This window comes from Paenibacillus paludis (assembly GCF_042610515.1).
Lineage (GTDB): Bacteria > Bacillota > Bacilli > Paenibacillales > Paenibacillaceae > Paenibacillus_AQ.
This window is the reverse complement of record NZ_JBGJZP010000005.1, coordinates 328,625-346,594: the sequence shown is the minus strand read 5'-3', so window position 1 is coordinate 346,594 and position 17,970 is coordinate 328,625. Positions and strand designations below refer to the sequence as shown.

The following is a 17,970-nucleotide window of genomic DNA, read 5'->3' as shown; positions in this document are numbered from 1 at the left end:
TCGGGTTATGTAAGCGCTATTATAGACCTTATAATTTAAGCATCATAGACTGCAGCTATGAACCAAGTGGGATTGAAATTGAGAGGGGTTCAAGATATGACACGACAAAAGAAACCGCTATTTGTGCTGATGGCTCTGTTGTTGATGCTGGTTACCATTTTATCTGCCTGCTCGAAATCCGGTACCGGCAGCAAAAATAACACGTCACCCTCAGCATCCGGTGATGGAGCATCCAGCGATGCCGCATCAAAAGATCCCGTTACGCTGCGCATTTCGGAATGGGGTTCGCCCGATGAAGTAGCTGCTTACAAGGTAGCGATTAAGAAATTTGAAGCGAAATTTCCAAATGTCAAAGTTGATCTTCAGCATATTGCGACAGATTATGATACGAAGCTGACAACAATGGTAGCAGGGAATGATGTGCCTGATATTGCCATGATGGAGTCTGGTACCATTGCCTTTCCATTAGCAGAACAGGGTAAATTCTATAACCTTCAGGAATTTATGGACTCAGACCCGGATATCAGCATAGACAAACTGGTACCCAATATTATGTATTCTCTTGAGCCTGGTAATGTGATCGGCATAGGCCCAGGTCCGGAATCCTTTGGTCTTTTTTATAACGAAGATATCTTTAAGGAAGCGGGGATTTCACCTCCGCCTGCTAAAGCCTCGGAAGCATGGACATGGGATGAATTTGTAGATGTTGCTAAACAACTGACTGTTGATTCGAAGGGCAGAACGGCAAAGGATGCTGATTTTGATCCGAAAAATATAAAGCAATATGGCGTTAATGCTTCCACTTGGTGGGGAGTCTACAGCAATTTTATATACTCCAACGGCGGAGATTTTATCTCGGAGGATGGGAAGACGTTTGCGCTTAACCAGCCGGAAGCTGTCGAGGCGTTGCAGAAGGTGTCTGATTTAATGAATGTACACCATGTTTCGCCATCACCCGTGCAAGCCAAAAATATACCGGCGACGAATGTAGCGCTTCAAACCAAAAAGGTAGCGATGGCTATAGATGGGCAATGGGCAAGCGCAGCCTTGGCGCAATCGAAGTTTAACTTTAATGTAGGGGTATTGCCAGTCCTGAAAGAGCCAGTAACTACCGTTGTTGCGGGAATGTTCTCTATCTTTAAGTCAACCAAACATCCGCAGGAAGCTTGGGAGTTGTTGAAGGCGTTGCTTGATCCAGAGTCTTCTATTGATATGATCACTGCAGGCACATGGATGCCATCCTACAAGGATTGGTATACGGACCCGGCATTGTTGGCTAAATGGACGGAGAACCTGGATGCAAGACCTTCTGCTTATAAAGAAGCTATTATAGATGTGCTTTTGACGAAAAGTCATCAGACACCAACGGGTTATGTGAAAAATTTCAATAAAATAATGGATATCGTGAATCCGGCCTTGGATAAAGTATGGCTTGGTCAACAGACCGCGCAAGAAGCTATGGATTCCATAGCGCCGAAAGCACAAGAACAAGTTCAAGGGCGCCGGGATATCGCACAATAATCGAAGGGACGGCGTTCTGATTATAGAAGATTGGAGGCAGCTATGCGAAAGGGACTGTTTTACGGACTATTATTTACGTCTCCGGCTATACTCGGGTTTATTATTTTTACACTTGGTCCCATGATTGCAAGTCTGGTGCTTAGTTTGACGGACTATAACGTATTTAAGGAGCAAACTTCCTTTATTGGCTTTCAGAATTATTCGAGAATGTTCTCAGGTGAAGATGAGCTGTTCTTCAAATCGTTAGGGGTTACTTTCTATTTCGTTATTCTTCGGGTGCCAGCCGTTATTATTCTTTCTTTCTGTATTGCCTTGCTGCTGAATATGAACGTTCGAGGCAGAGCCATATTTCGGACGATTATCTATCTTCCGAGTATTGTGCCAGCTGTGGCATCGGCGATGATCTGGATGTGGCTGCTGAATCCCGACCTGGGACTGATCAATTCCGTGCTCAGTTGGCTTCATTTACCAACCAGTAACTGGTTATATGCGGAGAATAGTGTTATCCCGTCTGTTGTACTTACAACATTATGGGGGATTGGAAGTACGGTGATTATTTTTCTGGCAGGCCTATCAGGTATTTCCAAACAGTATTACGAAGCGATTGATGTGGATGGTGGAGGCTGGTACAGCAAGCTGCGCCATATTACGATTCCAATGGTTACACCGACGATATTTTTTAATACCATCATGACCATTATCGGATCCTTCCAGGTGTTTAATGAAGCTTATATTTTAACTGAAGGTGGACCGAATAACCAAAGCTTGTTCTATGTATTTTACCTCTGGCGTACAGGCTTTAGAGATACCGAAATGGGGTATGCCTCCGCTCTGGCCTGGATCCTGTTCATCGTCATCATGTTCTTTACGTTTATTGTATTCAAAACCTCGAAATCATGGGTGCATTACGAAGGAGGAGAGCGTACTTGAGACAATCAAAGCTTTCCCTTGGATCTGGTTATGCAGCGCTTATAGTCATCTCCCTTTTGTTTATCGTACCGTTCGTCTGGTTAATCCGCAGCTCGCTCATGGATTTATCGCAAATTTTTACGATGCCGCCGGAATGGATTCCGAGGCCGTTTCACTGGGAGAATTTCCATAAAGCCCTTACTGTGCTGCCGTTCGATACTTTTTTCACCAACACGCTTATTATTGTAGCTAGTGTTCTTGTAGGTACAGTCTTAACGAGCAGCATTGCAGCATTCGGATTTTCACGGATCGTGTGGAAGGGCAGGGACACAGTATTCGCTATTCTAATGACCAGTATGATGCTGCCTGCTGCCGTAACAATCATTCCAAGCTTTCTAGGCTGGAAAATGTTTGGTTTCTACGATACGTATTATCCATTAATCGTGCCTGCTTATTTCGGTGGGGGAATTTTCAACATTTTTTTATTGCGCCAGTTTTACTTGACGATTCCACGGGACTTTGATGAAGCGGCATTCGTGGATGGAGCTACCTATTTACAAATATACATGAGAATTATACTTCCACTAAGCCGTTCGGCGGTTATCGTAGTTGCACTGTTCAGCTTCCTGGCTTCCTGGAATGATTTCATGGGCCCCCTGATTTATTTAAAAAGTGATCGTCTCTTTACCTTGGCGCTTGGGCTGCAAATGTTTCAAGGTTCGTACACTGCGCAGTGGGATTTGCTTATGGCGGCTTCAGCAGCAGTTGTCTTACCTTGTGTAATCGTATTTCTAATCGGACAACGATATTTCCTTGAGGGGATTACATTATCAGGGCTGAAGGGGTAATGACAGGAAAGTGAGGATACCTCATAATGACAAAAATTAAAACACAGCTAAGTAATTGGCAGGGTGTACCGTTCACGAATGTAATCATTGAGGATGTTTTCTGGCGTCCGCGTCTGGAGGTGTTGAAAAAGGTTACGCTGCCTGCCTGCCTCACGAAATGTGAGGAGACAGGGCGTATATCGAATTTTGCCAAAGCAGGAGGATTAATAGAAGGGACTTTTGAAGGCATTTATTTCAATGATTCCGATGTCTATAAGGTCATCGAAGGCATTGCCTATTCGCTTATGTCGGAGCTGGACCCGGAGCTGGAAGCGCAAGCGGACCGGATTATTGACCTTATAGCCTCAGCCCAGGAATCGGACGGTTATTTGAGCACTTATTATACGCTTGAAGCACCCGAGTCCAAATGGACGGATATGGAGAAGCATGAGATGTACAATGGAGGGCATTTAATCGAGGCAGCGGTTGCTTATTTTGAGGCAACCGGCAAGCGTAAGCTTCTTGATGTCGCTTGCAAATTGGCGGATCATTATGACGATCTGTTTGGTCCAGGTAAACGCCATTGGGTGGAAGGCCATGAGGAAATTGAGCTTGCTCTTGTGAAGCTCTACCGTGTTACCCAGGAACAACGATATTGGAAGCTCTCCTTATGGTTGCTTGAGGAACGTGGACATGGACATGGAGTTGGGGAAATATGGGACACCAAGGAGTGGGGACCTGCGTATTGCCAAGACGATGTTCCGGTCAGAGACACCCGGCGGGTGACTGGTCATGCTGTTCGGGCGATGTATTTATATACCGCTATGGCGGACGTGGTTCACGTGTCGGGGGATCCTGATTTTGTTGATGCCCTGCATAGGGTATGGTCACATACGGTAGAGCGCAATATGTATGTGACTGGGGGGATCGGTCCATCTCGCCATAATGAAGGATTTACACATGATTATGATTTGCCGAATGAATCCGCTTATTGTGAGACTTGTGCTGCTATCGCCATGGTTTTCTGGAACCATCGCATGAATCTGTTGTTTGGAGATGCCAAATATGCGGATGTGGTGGAGCGGGAAATGTACAATGGCGCTTTGGCAGGAATATCGTTGACCGGAGACAAGTTTTTCTATGTTAATCCACTGGCTTCGAAGGGCGATCACCACCGGGTGCCTTGGTTTGACACCTCATGCTGTCCGACGAATTTGGCACGGTTCCTCCCGTCCATTGGTCAATATTCATATGCTCAGACCGGTCAGGGCATTGCAGTCAATCAATATATGAATGGTGAAGCAGAGATCGTAATGAAGAGCGGGCTGGGCGTTAAGCTCAAGCAAACCACTCAATATCCTTGGAACGGTAAAATTGAGCTTGCGGTGGAAGCGGATAAAAGTGATTTTTTCAGCATTTATTTGCGGATACCTGGCTGGTGCAGGGGTTATAAGGTTAAGGTTGGAGGTAAATCCTTGCCGGGAGTCGAGGCATTGACTGAGCAGGGTTATATCGCTATTCATCGAGCTTGGTCACAGAACGATACGATTGAACTTGAACTGGATATGCCAGTAGAAATTATTCAGGCGAGACCGGAGGTGCTGGAGAATCAAGGCCGGATTGCCATTCAGCGAGGTCCTATCGTGTATTGCCTGGAGCAGTTGGATAACTCCCGGCTTTCCTATGATGAGTATTCATTTTCTGCCCATGAGACGTTGCTGGTGGATCATCAACCGGAACTGCTCGGCGGCGTTACCGTTCTGAAAGGCAAGGATGGGGAAGGTAGACCTTGTCAATTCATCCCTTATTATGCCTGGGACAACAGGGAATCAGGATACATGCAGGTTTGGATACGGAAAGCGGAGGATAAAGGGCTGTATAGCTTTTAAGAGGAAAAGGAATTGATCTTCATTGAACTTATGAAGGGAATAGACGAGTGAAGCATCAACAAGTAGTACTCGTATTTCTTACTAGACTCCAATCATAGTCGTCCGTTAACGTTCATTCCTTCCGATAAACGGAAGGAATGATTTACGCAAGAGGAACAGACAAGCAAGTTGTCTCATATGAACAAAATACAGAACTGGCTATTATCCATTAAGCTAAATGGGTGCGTTTCAGGAAAAAGTCTCTTACTCATTACATCTGGGGAGAGCGCTATTTGCTACCGGCTTCCCATCTCAGATTCCAGTTATAATGCTGATCCAATTCCTGGTGCCCGCCGAAATATTCTATGAGTCTCTCCACACTGAATGTATCATCATTCTGATTACGAATCATGGCGATGGCACACATACCCTTATTGTTGTTATGCTCATCCAGCCGGACCTCGATCTCCGGTCCGCTCTGCTGCTTGATGGTTACAACAGCGTCAGCCTCCGACCAGTTCGTGATTCCCTCATAGATGAAAGCAAAGATAACAATTCTGTTGATTTCGGAAAGATAATGGCCATTAATCCGCAGATTCTCGCCCGTGGCAATGGATCCGGTGCGGTCATCCCCGTCTAGGGAGATATAAGGCGGTCTGTTCAAGCTTCCGAAGGATTCACCAAGTGCTTGGACAGAGCCTTTAATGCCATTTTTTAATTCAAACAGACAACCAAGGTCAAGATCGATGCCTTTACTTCCGAACCAGCCCGATGCTTTTTTTTGATACCAGTTGAGATTGATCAGTATCTCGCCCAGGGATTCAGTCCCTTTCTGGAGATTGATCATCTCACCGCGTTTCTTAAGCAAGATAGTATTGAGATCTAAAGGAGGGGCTGGAGGGGATGCTGGTGAAGAGGGAGGCAAATTGCCCGCCTTAGGCCGTGACCGCAGCTCTGGGAGAGAAAAGGGTGACTGCTGCGATTGAATTACTGGGCTAGAGGGTAGAACTGACGGCACTATGTTATTAACCTGTATTCCATAACTTTCGCATAAGGCAGCTAAACCTCCTGCATATCCGGAACCCACAGCGCTGAATTTCCATTCATTATTGTATCTATAGATTTCTCCGGCGACAATGGCGGTCTCTACAGAAAAAGCTTTACCTAGCCTGTAGCGGATAAGCTCCGTTCCATCAGCGGCGTTGATAATCCGTAAATATGCATCGTCCAGTAGCGAGAAGTTTTGCTGCCGCTTTTCACCCTCATAAATCGTTAGCGCAAATGCAATCCGTTCGTAGTCCGTAGGAATTTGCCGGAGCTCAACAGCGATTTGGGTGTTGTCGGTTAAGCCCGCGTAGGCTCTTTTATCGGACATCAATACAGCTACAGATTGGTTCGAAGTAGAAGGGTTGCCATAAAAAATAAGATCCTCATTTTTAGAGACAGTCTGGGCCGGCGTAAGTAAAAAAGCAGAAAAATCAACCTCAACCTCAACCTCAACCTCAGATCTGGTATTATTCCAGCCCATTCCTACTATAATACGGGTAAGTAGAGGCTTGTCTTTCGTTAAATTGCATTTTTGTCCCTTAATCAGATCAAATGTCATTAGAATCAGCCTTTCAAAAGATTAGTAGAGCTGGATCAATACCTGAAACAGGTTAGAATCTGCCACGTCTTCCAGCGTCGAGATTCGGACCGTTCAGACTGGATAGCTTCTCCAAGGAATGTTCGTAAATACGTACAATATCCTGTACCTTTTGGAACTCCGGATCCGAAGGACCCAGATTGTCCATGAACATACGCTGCAGGATTTCCTTATAAAACGAAATGCGGCTCCCGATAAGCCCACACTCGTAATCAATGACCTCTTCAACCGTGTGCTGCTCAACAAATTCCATCATGTCATCGGCCGGGCTATCGTGTGACTCCCGCTCATTGCGTGCGGCAATCGGAGTGTTAACATTCTCGAGGTTAACGGTAGAACGTATATCAGAAAAGAGAATACTTTCTTTCGCCAGCATTACCTGAAAAGGCTTGTGCTTGAACAACTCTTGTACGACAAGAGCGCACATCGCCTGATTCCCCAGCAGCATACCATCAAAAGGGTGAAGAACCCATCCCCTGTCATCCCGGTACAGGCTGAACGTGAAGTATTCGCCTCCATATTCATATTTCAGATTGATAGCAGTCTCTGAAGTAAGCTCATATTGAAATGCATCCATTATTCTACTTGCGCCTCCTGCTTCTTCGTTCTTTGTAATTATATTAGCATAGCAGAATATGGGGAATCTTGGGAGAGCGGATTTCCCCCTTTATTATTTACAACGCAAAGGGTATCTGGAAATCGAATATAGCGACAGATTGCCGTTGATAGTTTTTTCGGAAAAAGGGTGGGCTATAGAACGTGAAACATATGCTGAGGAGTTGCTGCTCAAGCTTGGCTCGTTGCTGGACGGGCATGACTATTCTTATGTAGAAACGCTTAAGGATCGCAATCGCGGAATGATCCTTTTATTGATTGAGAAGATCAAAGGGACAGGCAATGCCCGTTTTGTGCCACTGCTTAGAACCTGGCAAGCCATAGAATATAAGAAGGTGCAGGCAGAACTCCAAAGTGCTGTGCAGTATTTGCTAAAGGAAGGCCAGATATGATTTACCACCTACGAAGTTCACCCTTCGCACCCGCCTGATCCAACGCTAAACACCAAACACCAGCTTCTGCGATAGGCTATCGAGTCCCTGAATTCCTTCTGATGAACTTCGGACCCCACAGCCCTTATTTTCTCTAATTGGCACATTTAGCAATGCTAGCGGACCGTGCTGCACTTATTCCCCTCCATCAGGCATGTTTTACGCGGAAGGTCAGCAATTAGCTGCATCTGAGTCCGGAAGGTAGACAAAACAGTGTTTTTGGTGGAAATAAAGGCTCCCCGGTCCGCAGAGATTCACTCGACTCCCTTACCCAACTCCCTAATTAGTCAGCCACCCAGCAGTTACCTAGTTACAATCTCAGTAGGAACGTACGATTGCGCTGCTTTCCGCCGCTTGCTATATCCAGTAACTGTAGTTGAACCAATTCGTGTAGAATTCGTCTTACGTGTATGCCTACTACTATTAGCTAGAACCAGCTTTCAAGCAGTCCAAATAACTACGGAGAACGTAAGATTTAGTAGAACTACGCTAACAGTCGTTAGATACTTCATGTCGCACGATTGGCTAGATCATTTGGAGTAGTATCCATACTACATGGTGGGCTATGGGGGGAGACTACTTATATATCTTTGTTAATTTCCTGCACACTTAGATTGACAATCTTTCAAGATCCAAAAAGAGTAATTCCGCCAATAGAATTTTTTATTTAACAATATAAACATATTATAAGATGATTTTCATTTACATTATTTTATAGAAAATGTAATAATATAATAGTATTTAAAATTATTGAGAGGGTGAGCTTATTTATGAAAAAAATGAGTTTGTTTGGTAAAGTTACAAAGACTCTAATTGTCATTCCACTAATTGTAATTTCCGCTTTTTCAGCTACTACAAATGCATCTCAAATTAGTGATCAGGATCTAGCAAAACAATCAGTAAGTAATTACTTTAATGCCATTCAAGATGGAGATATTTCTGAAGCTGTAAAATGGGTAATTGATACTAGATTTAGTTCCCCTGAAGAACAAGCAACTGAATATCAAGAATTTTTAACTTCAGATCCTTTTTCAGTTCGTACTATTGAGAGCATCAATTCTAATTCAGACGGTACGTTTACTGCAACAATTGAACTAACTCGTAAAGAAGATGGAAGTTTGAATGAAATTACTCTACCAATAGTACAGAAAGATGGAAGTTGGAAACTATTAATTGAAGGAACAGAAACAAGAAATGAAAATGTTATAACTACTTACTTAAATGGAAATAAAAGTGAATCTACTATCATGCCAATGGCTTCAGTGAATATTGGAAATTATGGGGGTGTATGGCTAAATGGAGCTGGTTCTACGTTAAGTAATAAATTTGACATGCATTCATTAAATATTGGTGTAACTGTATGGCAAGACCCTGGGTTTTCGGAGGAAGTAATCGTTACATACCAAATTGTGAAAAATGGGTGGATTAGTTACGATGTCCTTGGCGAAACGATTCATGGTCCTACTTATAAACCAACAACCGGATCTGCCGATTATATAGTAGTTCATAACGCAAATTCAGGTAAAGCAGAAAATGGGGTATACTTAAAGGTTATTAATCCCAGTTATACACAGGGGGTATTTGTAAAAGGTTATATATATGAAAACCTGTAATAATTAATAAAAAAGTTAATATGAATTGGTCATAACCCCGTCAAGTAGGCAGAAAAAAAAGCCATCTAAGCGGCGACTTGCTTTTGGTATTAAACCGGAGACAGGTCGCCGAGTTTGCTTTTGAAATGTTCTTGATTGTAGTAGACCATGCTTTCATTTACCTTTATTTAATATACCTTAGATCTTTAGGATTCTCCAAATACAGTTTCTCTGTCTTCAACTGAGAGGAAAATACGATTCAATACAAGTATTGTTGTAACAGTTTTTCCGCCGAGAATGGCTACCCGTTAAGTTTCGCTAAAGACCGCGGAAGGTTTGCTCCCGGCGAAGTACGCTTCTTTCAGATGACCGATTTAATCCCTACCTTTTTATTGTTCATTGCAAGCTCTTCTTTGCGCAGAGCCGTTCACATTCCCTTTATAACCAAAGGCAAGCCGACGCATTTCCCGTAACAAGCCGGTTTTCTCCATTTATAGTAGATTGTTCGTTGAAGCTTTTCGATACGTCACAGTAAAACCGCCAGATACTGACCACTCATTTCTTGAATGGATTAGCACTGAGTATTTGTATCCAAATTCCCATCTGGTGCAAATTAGGATTGAGTTTTTTAGGTATTCAACCAGCGCGCTTTTCAAATAGGCTACTTCTTCTTCTATACTGTAGTGTTTCTTATTCCATTTTCCTCTGTAGACTTCGAAACCTCTCCCTTCTGGAATTTATGCACCCAATTTAAGATTTTGGTATCGTTTTATATTCCGACCTCATAATCACGGGATAGCTCCAGTTCACCTCCAATCGTAGACGATCCGCCTTTTTTCTTCGCGCTATACCGTGTAAAGGCTTGTCCTTTCTTAGGTGACATAAAAAAGCCTCCGGTCAACAGTAATGAGTTCATTTTACAGGAACCCTTTTTTTTACTGTCTACCAAGAGGGGATTATAACAAATTGCTTTATAAAACTTTCTCTGCTTTTTTATTAGTAATTACTGGTTTTCATATATATAACCTTTGACATATACTCCTGAAGCTGCACTAGGATTTATAATCTTTAAGTTTACTCCGTTTTGTGCATTACCTGTTTTTGAGTTATTAATTACTATATAATCGGCCGATCCGGTTGTTGGTCTGTAAACAGGACCATGAATCGTTTCTCCAAGGACTAAATCGGCTAAATACCCTTTTATAACAATTAAATATGTAACATATACTGGATCCGTAGATCCAGGGTTATATTGCCATACAGTTACACCAATACTTGATGAATGCATGTTAAATCCATTACTATACGTTTCATCGGATTTGCTTAACCAGTCTTCGTAATTTCCAATATTCACTGAAGCCATTGGCGTGATAGTAGATTCACTTTTATTTTCATTTAAATAAGTCGTTATAACATTTTTATCTCTTATTTCTGTTCCCTCAATTAATAGTTTCCAACTTCCATCTTTCTGTACTATTGGTAGAGTAATTTCGTTCAAACTTCCATCATCTTTACGAGTTAGTTCAATTGTTGCAGTATACGAACCATCTGAATTAGAATTAATGCTCTCAATAGTAGGATTTGAAAAAGGATCTGTAATTAGTAGTTCTTGATATTGAGTTGCTTGCTCCTCAGGGGAGTTAAATCTAGTATCAATTACCCATTTTACAGCTTCAGAAATATCTCCATCTTGAATGGCATTAAAGTAATTACTTACTGATTGTTTTGCTAGATCCTGATCACTAATTTGAGATGCATTTGTAGTAGCTGAAAAAGCAGAAATTACAATTAGTGGAATGACAATCAGAGTCTTTGTAACTTTACCGAACAAACTCATTTTTTTCATTAATAAGTTCACCCTCTCAATAATTTTAAATACTATTATATTATTACATTTTATATAAAATAATGTAAATGAAAATCATGCTATAATATGTCTATATTGTTAATTAAAAAAGAAGTGACTTTCAACGAATTAATAAACTCCTTTTCTTTAAACAAGCAGACATAAGTGAAACAAAGGATTTTTTGTATGTAGAGCCGTTTGTGAAGATAGAAATACGTTTTTGTCACTGACAAAGGCTGGGAAACTGAGGTTGCCGATCCTGGAACGAGTAATCTTGTGAGGCAATTACAGAACTATTACCTTTCAAATGATTTTATCTCTTTATAATGCGAAATCAATAAAAAACAGTAGAATGAACTTATTCATTATAGTTTCGTTCTACTGTTTTTTATTTCTTTAGGCCTTTTTGTTTTTGATAGCCACGCAGACTAGGTATTTAAGCTATAGTTACATTGATAAACGGTATCGTTACCCAAGCTGCAATAGTACTTGACACTCCGCGGAAATATTATATTGCAACTATAGCAACACTAAGTCGAATAGCATTTTGCAAATTAGTAAGGGTGCCATCTTCTCTTGTAGGTGCTTATTATGCTGAGTATGTGTGTGTAAAATCTGTATGAAATTAATGGAGAAAAGGTATACGATCTGGATGGATCCACTAGTGTGTAACCAATACATAACAGTGTCGCATATCTCAATCGTTTTTAGAATGAAAGGAAATATGCTTTGTAATACGTGAGGTGCGCACCTGACTTATGTAGTGGAGTCTCTATTCAAGAGACAATCATTGGAATGAGCAGTATAGGAGAGAAAGCTAAACGTATTTTGTCCGAGGCCGCTGAAAAAGTCTCTTTTAAAAAAATCATCAAAAAAACGAACCTCTAAAATCGTTTCTAAGGCTAGTTTCGCGTTTCGGGAATCATATTTGACCCCCTAATGTTTTGGTGTTTTCGAAAAAATGGTAGTTTTTCAGCGGCCTCATTTTGTCCAGATAGAGCTTTTTATCCCACTTCGCAACAATGAATAATTTATCCGAAATATAATTGTGAGACTTTCTCTTCTTTTTAGAAATTTAAACTCTAAAAGGGGAGGTGTATTAGCACTACTTATTCTTGGTCCTTTTATTTTTGGTTCTTTTATTTTTTCGAGCTTTATTTTTGCATAGGTAGTTTGTTTTGCGATAATATCCATATTATTTATTATATGGTTAAATAAATTGAAGTGATTATGATGATTAGGAGGAGTTTACGATGAATTTATTAAAATCTTTAACAGTATTATTTATGATGTGTATAGTTATCGCATGCACCAACCAACCAAATGAAGAAGAAATAATAAAAAAGAATATAACAAGTTACTTGGCTGCTATTGAATCGGGAACCATTTCTGAAATGATAAAATATGCTGATGATGTAAGATTTCCAAGTAAACAAGATCAGAAAAATGAATATGAAAATATTCAAGATGACATTTCAGAAACTAGTCTTGAAAAACTGGTTAAAATCACGAAAACAGAATATCATGCGATAATTAAATACAAACAAAATAATCGGGATTCTACTGAGATCACATTACCTGTTATTAAAAAGGATGACGGTTGGAAGATTATTGTTGGCGAGGATATTAAGTGAATAAAAATAATAATATGAAAGAAAATCGAAGAGGGCTGATACATCAGATAACACAATATCGCGCTATGGACCATGCGGCCCTCGTACTACCTGCGAAAATTTCGAGAAAGAAGAATCAGGTAGCTATAACCTTTCCTCTTAGATATGAGCTATTTAAGGGGAATGGTTGTCAAGAATGTAAAACTTATGTTTTTCGCTATAGCATTAATTTTAGTCTGTTTATTCATTCAATGTGATTCTAGGTCGTGTATGCAAACTATGATTTTATAAAAATTGGGTGAATAATAGATGGGATAAGACGAAACGAAATTCGTGATGACCAATGGGAAAAGATCAAAGGCCTACTTCCGCCGGAACGAAAACCAGAAGGAGGGAGAACCCCGAAAGATCATCGTCAGATGCTGAGTGCCATGCTGTGGGAGGTGCACCTTGGCGAGGTTTACCGGAACACTACGGCTCATGGTCCACTGTCTACAGTCGGTTTCGGCGCTGGCAAATCGCCGGTATCTGGAACCAAATTTTAGATCATGTCTCGACCGAACCCGACCTAGAAAGCATCATGATTGATGTAACAATTGTGCGTGTTCATCAACATTGGGCAGGTGCAAAAGGGATGGGCCTCAACAAGCCATAGGCCGATCCCGAGGAAGGTTAACGACCAAAATCCATACCATTGTCGATGCCCTAGGCAACCCGTTGCGCTTTGTGTTGACCGGAGGTCAGTGCCATGACGCAGTAACCGGCTACGAGATGCTGGGGCAGATGGACTTAACGAAGAAACAGATACTCGCCGATCGAGCGTATACAAACCGGATTCTTCGCCTCTTGCAAAAGCAAGCTGCAACTTCGGTGATTCCGGGTAAGAAGAATCGATGGAAACAACGTAGATGGGACAAAGATCTCTACAAAGAACGCCACATGATCGAATGTTTTTCCAACAAAGTAAAACATCGATTGGCCACTCGCTATGACAAATTGGCCAGTACCTTTATGACTTTTTTGACGTTGGCTTCGATTATGATATGGCTCGTTTGGGTTTGCATACACGCCCTAGCCTTACAGTAATATGATCCAGTAGGAGTCAAACCGCTAGCCGGGCACACCTTCCGCATTCTCATAAATATTCATGACAACCTGCTGGATCGGCAGTTCCTTGACCGAAATGTCGGAGAACCGGCGCTTCCTGGAGATTTCTTCGATAAAATCGCTGATTGAAATAAGTGCCGTATCCACTTCAAGCGTAATTTGAAAGTCTGACGGGCGCTCGACCACTTTGGTGTAGGCATTGTCGAAGATGGTTTTGTGCACGGACTCCGCAAAAGTAAAACTGACCCGTTTCTTATCCCCCAGAAAAAGCTTCAGCTGCTGAAGCGATTCATCAAAAACCTTTTCCCCGTGGTTAATGACAATGACCCGGTGGGCAAGCTCCTCCACATCCTCAAGATCATGGGTGGTCAGAATACAGGTCATATTATGCTTCTTGTTCATCTGGTGAATGAATTCGCGGATTTTGACCTTGGCGATCACATCAAGCCCGATGGTCGGCTCATCCAGAAACAAAACCTCCGGCCGGTGCAGCATAGCCATGACGAATTCGCATTTCATGCGTTCGCCAAGGGACAGCACTCGTGTGGGTTTTTCGATCACATGCGCAATATCCAGCATCCCCGTCAGCTCTTCCAGACGGTGTTTAAAGTCCTGATTGGCGATTCCGTAGATTGCTTTGTTCATATTGAAGCTGTCGATAGGCGGAATATCCCAGATCAATTGAGATTTCTGACCGAATACGGCTCCGATTTTGCCGACATAACGCTTTCTGTCCCGGGCAGGCGAATAACCAAGAACTTGAATTTCACCGCTTGTGGGAAACAGCGCGCCGCAGAGCATTTTGATCGCCGTTGATTTTCCCGCCCCATTGGGACCCAGAATACCGCAGATTTCCCCCTGCCCAATGGCAAAGCTGATATCGTTGACGGCGTTGACCACGACCTCTTCGCGCTGGAAGAAGCTCTTAAAGGTCTGGCCCATACCTGCGCCCCGCTTATAGGTTTTATACGTTTTAGTCAAATGCTTCACATCAATAACCGGCATCATCCGCCTACCCCCTCGTACAATCTGATCATATGCCGGTAAACCCATACTCCTGCCGCCAGAAATAAAAAGCAGGGCAGAACAGCAGCGAAATCGCTGGCATGCACCTGTCCTAGAAGAGCGGAAGCAGGGAAGAAGCCTACCATTCCCACAGGAATTATCATCGTGGCCAATGCTTGTACAGCCTTCGGAAATATGGGCAGCGGATATTTTCCAATGTGCAGCACACTGTCAGCAAGTTCGGAAATTCTCGAGTTGCCCACCCATTTGAAGGACATAGCGGCCATCATTAGAGATAATCCTGCCAGGACCGCCGTCCCTGCGATAAACATCCCGGCAAATTGGAGCCAGAAAAGGACCGGAATGGCGCCGACATGCATAGCGGAGAATATGAATAGCGAAACCCCGCCCAGAAACAGGCCAACACTTTCGGTAGAAAATGTTGTGGCAATAATAAAAAACAGCGGATTCAGCGGTTTCATAAGAATAACCTCGAAGCTTCCCTCACGGACATGCGACATTGTGGTCCAGAGAACGCCCCCGAAAATAAGGCTCGAAAGGCCGCTGGACATGGTGAATACAGACTGGATCAACAACACCTCAAACAAGCTCCAACCGGGAAAGCTGGTGCCCGCCCGGTAAATAAGCAGGGTCACCAGCGGAAACAGAATGTTGCCGACCAGGGTGATCAGACTGCTGATAATAAAATTCATACGATAGGCCACAGCCGACTGCAAAGCAGAATACATGCACTGCCTGTAAATATCCAGATACCGTTTCATGTAAAGAACTGTCCTTTCATGGGGGCATTCATGCGCCGACAGCAGTAAACTGCTTCATGGCCAGACGGCGAACAAGCTCGTTTAATCCGAACGTAACTAACAAGGCCGCCGCCTGTATGCCCACGGCTTGCTCAATGGAAAGCTCAACGCCTCCAAGGGAGTAATGGCCGGTAAAAACCATTGCAGGCAGGTAGGCCATGTACTGAAACGGCAGGAAGAACTGGATCACCTGAAGCCAGTGCGGAAAAAAATCAAGCGGAATAAGCGCACCCGAAAAAATACCCGACACCAACATAAAAGCGCTTCGTATTCCAGCTGACTGGACAAGCCAAAATGAAGTCAGGCCGATCATGTAGTTCACATAAAAAATCATTAGAAAGGCAAGCAGCACCGACAGAAGCATCCATGGAAAGCTTGCCGGCCGCATATCAACTCCAAAAATAAAAATGAAGATCAAAAGGCAGGGTAAAAATTCAAACAGGAAACCGAGAGACCGATGCCCGATCTTCTGAAACAAAGCGAAAGAACGGTGATGAATCGGGCGCAAATGAAAGGTAAGGAATTTACCGGTGCGCACAAGCATGGATAAGTTCCAATCGGCAAAATCCATGACCAGGTAACCGATAAGCGCAGTAGCGCCGAAATAGCGGATCATTTGGGGGAGTCCGATACCGCCGAGCGAAGCATGATCTCCATATACCGCCGTCCAGATATAATATTGCACCATAAAATATACAGGACCGACGATAATAGACACCATGGAATGAGTGCGGTAGGCACTCCATTCTTTGTAGGTTACCTCCGCCACCGTCCGGCAAATAAGCCATTTGCGTTGCAGGCTATTCATCAGGTGAGTCCAGACCAAATGATATTAGTTACATTAAATAGACCCTCTGCGTACCAATTATCACCGGTAAAAGGCACAAACCATACAGCGGCAAGCTGCTCTGTAGGGTCGATGGCCATGCAGCAGGCTCCAGCGCCTTCGTGAAAATAGCTGGTTGGAGAGTAGAGGAAGGCGGGCCCTCTCCTCATATCCAGTCCAATGCCATAGCTCCGGTCCTTGTTATCGGCACCCCAGCAGTAATCAGGAACTCCGTACAGGGTGCGGGTCGTGATCTTCTCAACCGCTTTGCGGCCGACGATACGGGTATCGCCCAGTGTTCCCATGCCTAGAAGCATGTTGGCGAACCGGATGAGGTCGGCTGGCGTAGAGGCCAGGCCTCCGCCGGTGCTGGAGACTGTATCCCACAGTTTTTCCTCTGGAGAGACTTCAGGCTGATTACCGTTAATTAGATCGTTCAGCCGCTTCTCATGTCTCTCGTTTCTTATAATGGCGCGTCCGGCTAGCTCCGGAGTCAGTTCCCAAACAGTATCCTTCATGCCAAGAGGCTTCAGGATTTGCTCTTCTATGTACTGTTCAGCGGTTACGCCAGTCACTTTTTTGATGATTTCTCCGAGCAGGCAGAAGCCAAATGAGCAGTACTGCCATTCCTCGCCGACTTTTTTATTGACCCCGCAGCTCAACGCAGCTGTGATCCAGTCCGGATCCCCATTCTCAGGGTTATACTTTTCGAAATATTCACCGATTAATTGCCAATAGGATTTATGATAGGGAACTAAGCTGCCCGCACAGTCGGGAAACAGGCCCGAGGTATGGGTCAGAAGGCTGTAAATATCGATTTTGTTAAAAGGGTCCACGTTAAACTGCTCCAGGAACGTGCTGACAGGAAGGTCAAACCGGAGAATACCGTCCTCAACAAGTTTGGCCATTGCTACTGAGGTAACGGCTTTGGTAATGGATGCGATATTATGAACGGTTGTGGGTAAAAGCGGCTCGGCCCTGTCTTCCCGGAACGAAAGCGGTCCCATAGCACCGTGCATAAATGTCTTCCCATACCTTGAGACGCAGTAAGCTGCGGCCTGGATCTTATTTTGATCAATCAGGTTCTGGAAGTGGTTGTGCAAAACCCCGATTCTCGAAGTATCATAACCTACCTCTGCCGGTGAACAGTCGGTAATGCCTGGCGTAAACAGCATACATATATGCCTCCTTGAAATTATTAGCACCATGCAAGGATACCTAATCTATCTAAGCGCTTTCACAAGAACTCGCCTATTCGTGCCGCTCTGCATGGTAATAGCTTTCAGCACGATACCACTTAAGTATATTTCCAGAGTATGGATGTTACAACGGCAATTTTGTATA

15 protein-coding genes and 1 pseudogene are annotated in these 17,970 nt (G+C 43.4%); 9 read left to right on the top strand and 7 right to left on the bottom strand.

Annotation, left to right across the window (positions count from 1 at the left end):
* The first annotated feature begins 66 nt into the window (after positions 1-66).
* The 4 genes from ACAN56_RS12405 to ACAN56_RS12390 are packed head-to-tail and all read left to right on the top strand — an operon-like array spanning position 67 to position 5,146.
* Entirely contained in the window at positions 67-1,521 is a 1,455-nt protein-coding gene (locus ACAN56_RS12405) for an ABC transporter substrate-binding protein (RefSeq protein ID WP_379143093.1), read from the top strand.
* 42 nt (positions 1,522-1,563) lie between these two features.
* A complete protein-coding gene (locus tag ACAN56_RS12400; protein ID WP_379143091.1) occupies positions 1,564-2,451 on the top strand; it encodes a carbohydrate ABC transporter permease in 888 nt (295 codons plus the stop codon).
* Entirely contained in the window at positions 2,448-3,278 is an 831-nt protein-coding gene (locus ACAN56_RS12395) for a carbohydrate ABC transporter permease (protein WP_231578406.1), read from the top strand. Before ACAN56_RS12400 ends, ACAN56_RS12395 begins: the two co-directional genes overlap by 4 nt.
* Before the next feature lie 26 nt (positions 3,279-3,304).
* Positions 3,305-5,146, top strand: coding sequence for a glycoside hydrolase family 127 protein (locus tag ACAN56_RS12390; protein WP_379143090.1), 1,842 nt, complete (start codon positions 3,305-3,307; stop codon positions 5,144-5,146).
* A 268-nt stretch (positions 5,147-5,414) separates the two neighbouring features.
* Here the strand turns inward: ACAN56_RS12390 and ACAN56_RS12385 are convergent, their stop codons facing one another.
* Together ACAN56_RS12385 and ACAN56_RS12380 are read right to left on the bottom strand one after the other, a co-directional pair.
* Positions 5,415-6,731: a TerD family protein gene (locus ACAN56_RS12385; protein WP_379143089.1), complete on the bottom strand. Its 1,317-nt coding sequence runs from the start codon at positions 6,729-6,731 to the stop codon at positions 5,415-5,417.
* A 52-nt stretch (positions 6,732-6,783) separates the two neighbouring features.
* Positions 6,784-7,347 (bottom strand): hypothetical protein, encoded by a 564-nt coding sequence (locus ACAN56_RS12380; protein WP_379143087.1) that lies wholly within the window; start codon positions 7,345-7,347, stop codon positions 6,784-6,786.
* A gap of 58 nt (positions 7,348-7,405) precedes the next feature.
* Between ACAN56_RS12380 and ACAN56_RS12375 the strand changes: the two genes are divergently transcribed.
* Together ACAN56_RS12375 and ACAN56_RS12370 are read left to right on the top strand one after the other, a co-directional pair.
* On the top strand, positions 7,406-7,777 hold the full coding sequence (locus ACAN56_RS12375) for an RQC-minor-1 family DNA-binding protein (protein ID WP_379143085.1): 372 nt from the start codon (positions 7,406-7,408) through the stop codon (positions 7,775-7,777).
* Between the two features lie 809 nt (positions 7,778-8,586).
* Positions 8,587-9,429: a hypothetical protein gene (locus ACAN56_RS12370; RefSeq protein WP_379143083.1), complete on the top strand. Its 843-nt coding sequence runs from the start codon at positions 8,587-8,589 to the stop codon at positions 9,427-9,429.
* 982 nt (positions 9,430-10,411) lie between these two features.
* Here the strand turns inward: ACAN56_RS12370 and ACAN56_RS12365 are convergent.
* Positions 10,412-11,254, bottom strand: a complete 843-nt coding sequence (locus tag ACAN56_RS12365) for a hypothetical protein (protein WP_038589032.1) — start codon at positions 11,252-11,254, stop codon at positions 10,412-10,414.
* Between the two features lie 1,253 nt (positions 11,255-12,507).
* Here ACAN56_RS12365 and ACAN56_RS12360 point away from each other — a divergent pair.
* From ACAN56_RS12360 to ACAN56_RS12350, 3 genes and pseudogenes are all read left to right on the top strand, one after another.
* Positions 12,508-12,888 (top strand): hypothetical protein, encoded by a 381-nt coding sequence (locus ACAN56_RS12360; RefSeq protein WP_379143081.1) that lies wholly within the window; start codon positions 12,508-12,510, stop codon positions 12,886-12,888.
* Between the two features lie 281 nt (positions 12,889-13,169).
* Positions 13,170-13,522: pseudogene (locus tag ACAN56_RS12355) on the top strand (transposase).
* Positions 13,483-13,953: an IS5 family transposase gene (locus ACAN56_RS12350; protein ID WP_197073680.1), complete on the top strand. Its 471-nt coding sequence runs from the start codon at positions 13,483-13,485 to the stop codon at positions 13,951-13,953. The pseudogene ACAN56_RS12355 and the gene ACAN56_RS12350 overlap by 40 nt, the downstream one beginning before the upstream one ends.
* 24 nt (positions 13,954-13,977) lie before the next feature.
* Here the strand turns inward: ACAN56_RS12350 and ACAN56_RS12345 are convergent, their stop codons facing one another.
* Genes ACAN56_RS12345 through ACAN56_RS12330 form a run of 4 tightly spaced genes read right to left on the bottom strand, consistent with a single transcriptional unit; the run spans position 13,978 to position 17,801 of the window.
* A complete protein-coding gene (locus ACAN56_RS12345) occupies positions 13,978-14,982 on the bottom strand; it encodes an ABC transporter ATP-binding protein (protein WP_038589038.1) in 1,005 nt (334 codons plus the stop codon).
* Positions 14,979-15,761, bottom strand: coding sequence for an ABC transporter permease (locus ACAN56_RS12340; RefSeq protein ID WP_379143078.1), 783 nt, complete (start codon positions 15,759-15,761; stop codon positions 14,979-14,981). Before ACAN56_RS12340 ends, ACAN56_RS12345 begins: the two co-directional genes overlap by 4 nt.
* A gap of 28 nt (positions 15,762-15,789) precedes the next feature.
* On the bottom strand, positions 15,790-16,608 hold the full coding sequence (locus tag ACAN56_RS12335; RefSeq protein ID WP_379143076.1) for an ABC transporter permease: 819 nt from the start codon (positions 16,606-16,608) through the stop codon (positions 15,790-15,792).
* Positions 16,608-17,801 carry a serine hydrolase domain-containing protein gene (locus tag ACAN56_RS12330; protein ID WP_379143074.1) on the bottom strand — a complete coding sequence of 398 codons (1,194 nt, stop codon included), beginning with the start codon at positions 17,799-17,801 and terminating at the stop codon, positions 16,608-16,610. The genes ACAN56_RS12335 and ACAN56_RS12330 overlap by 1 nt, the downstream gene beginning before the upstream one ends.
* Positions 17,802-17,970 lie beyond the last annotated feature (169 nt).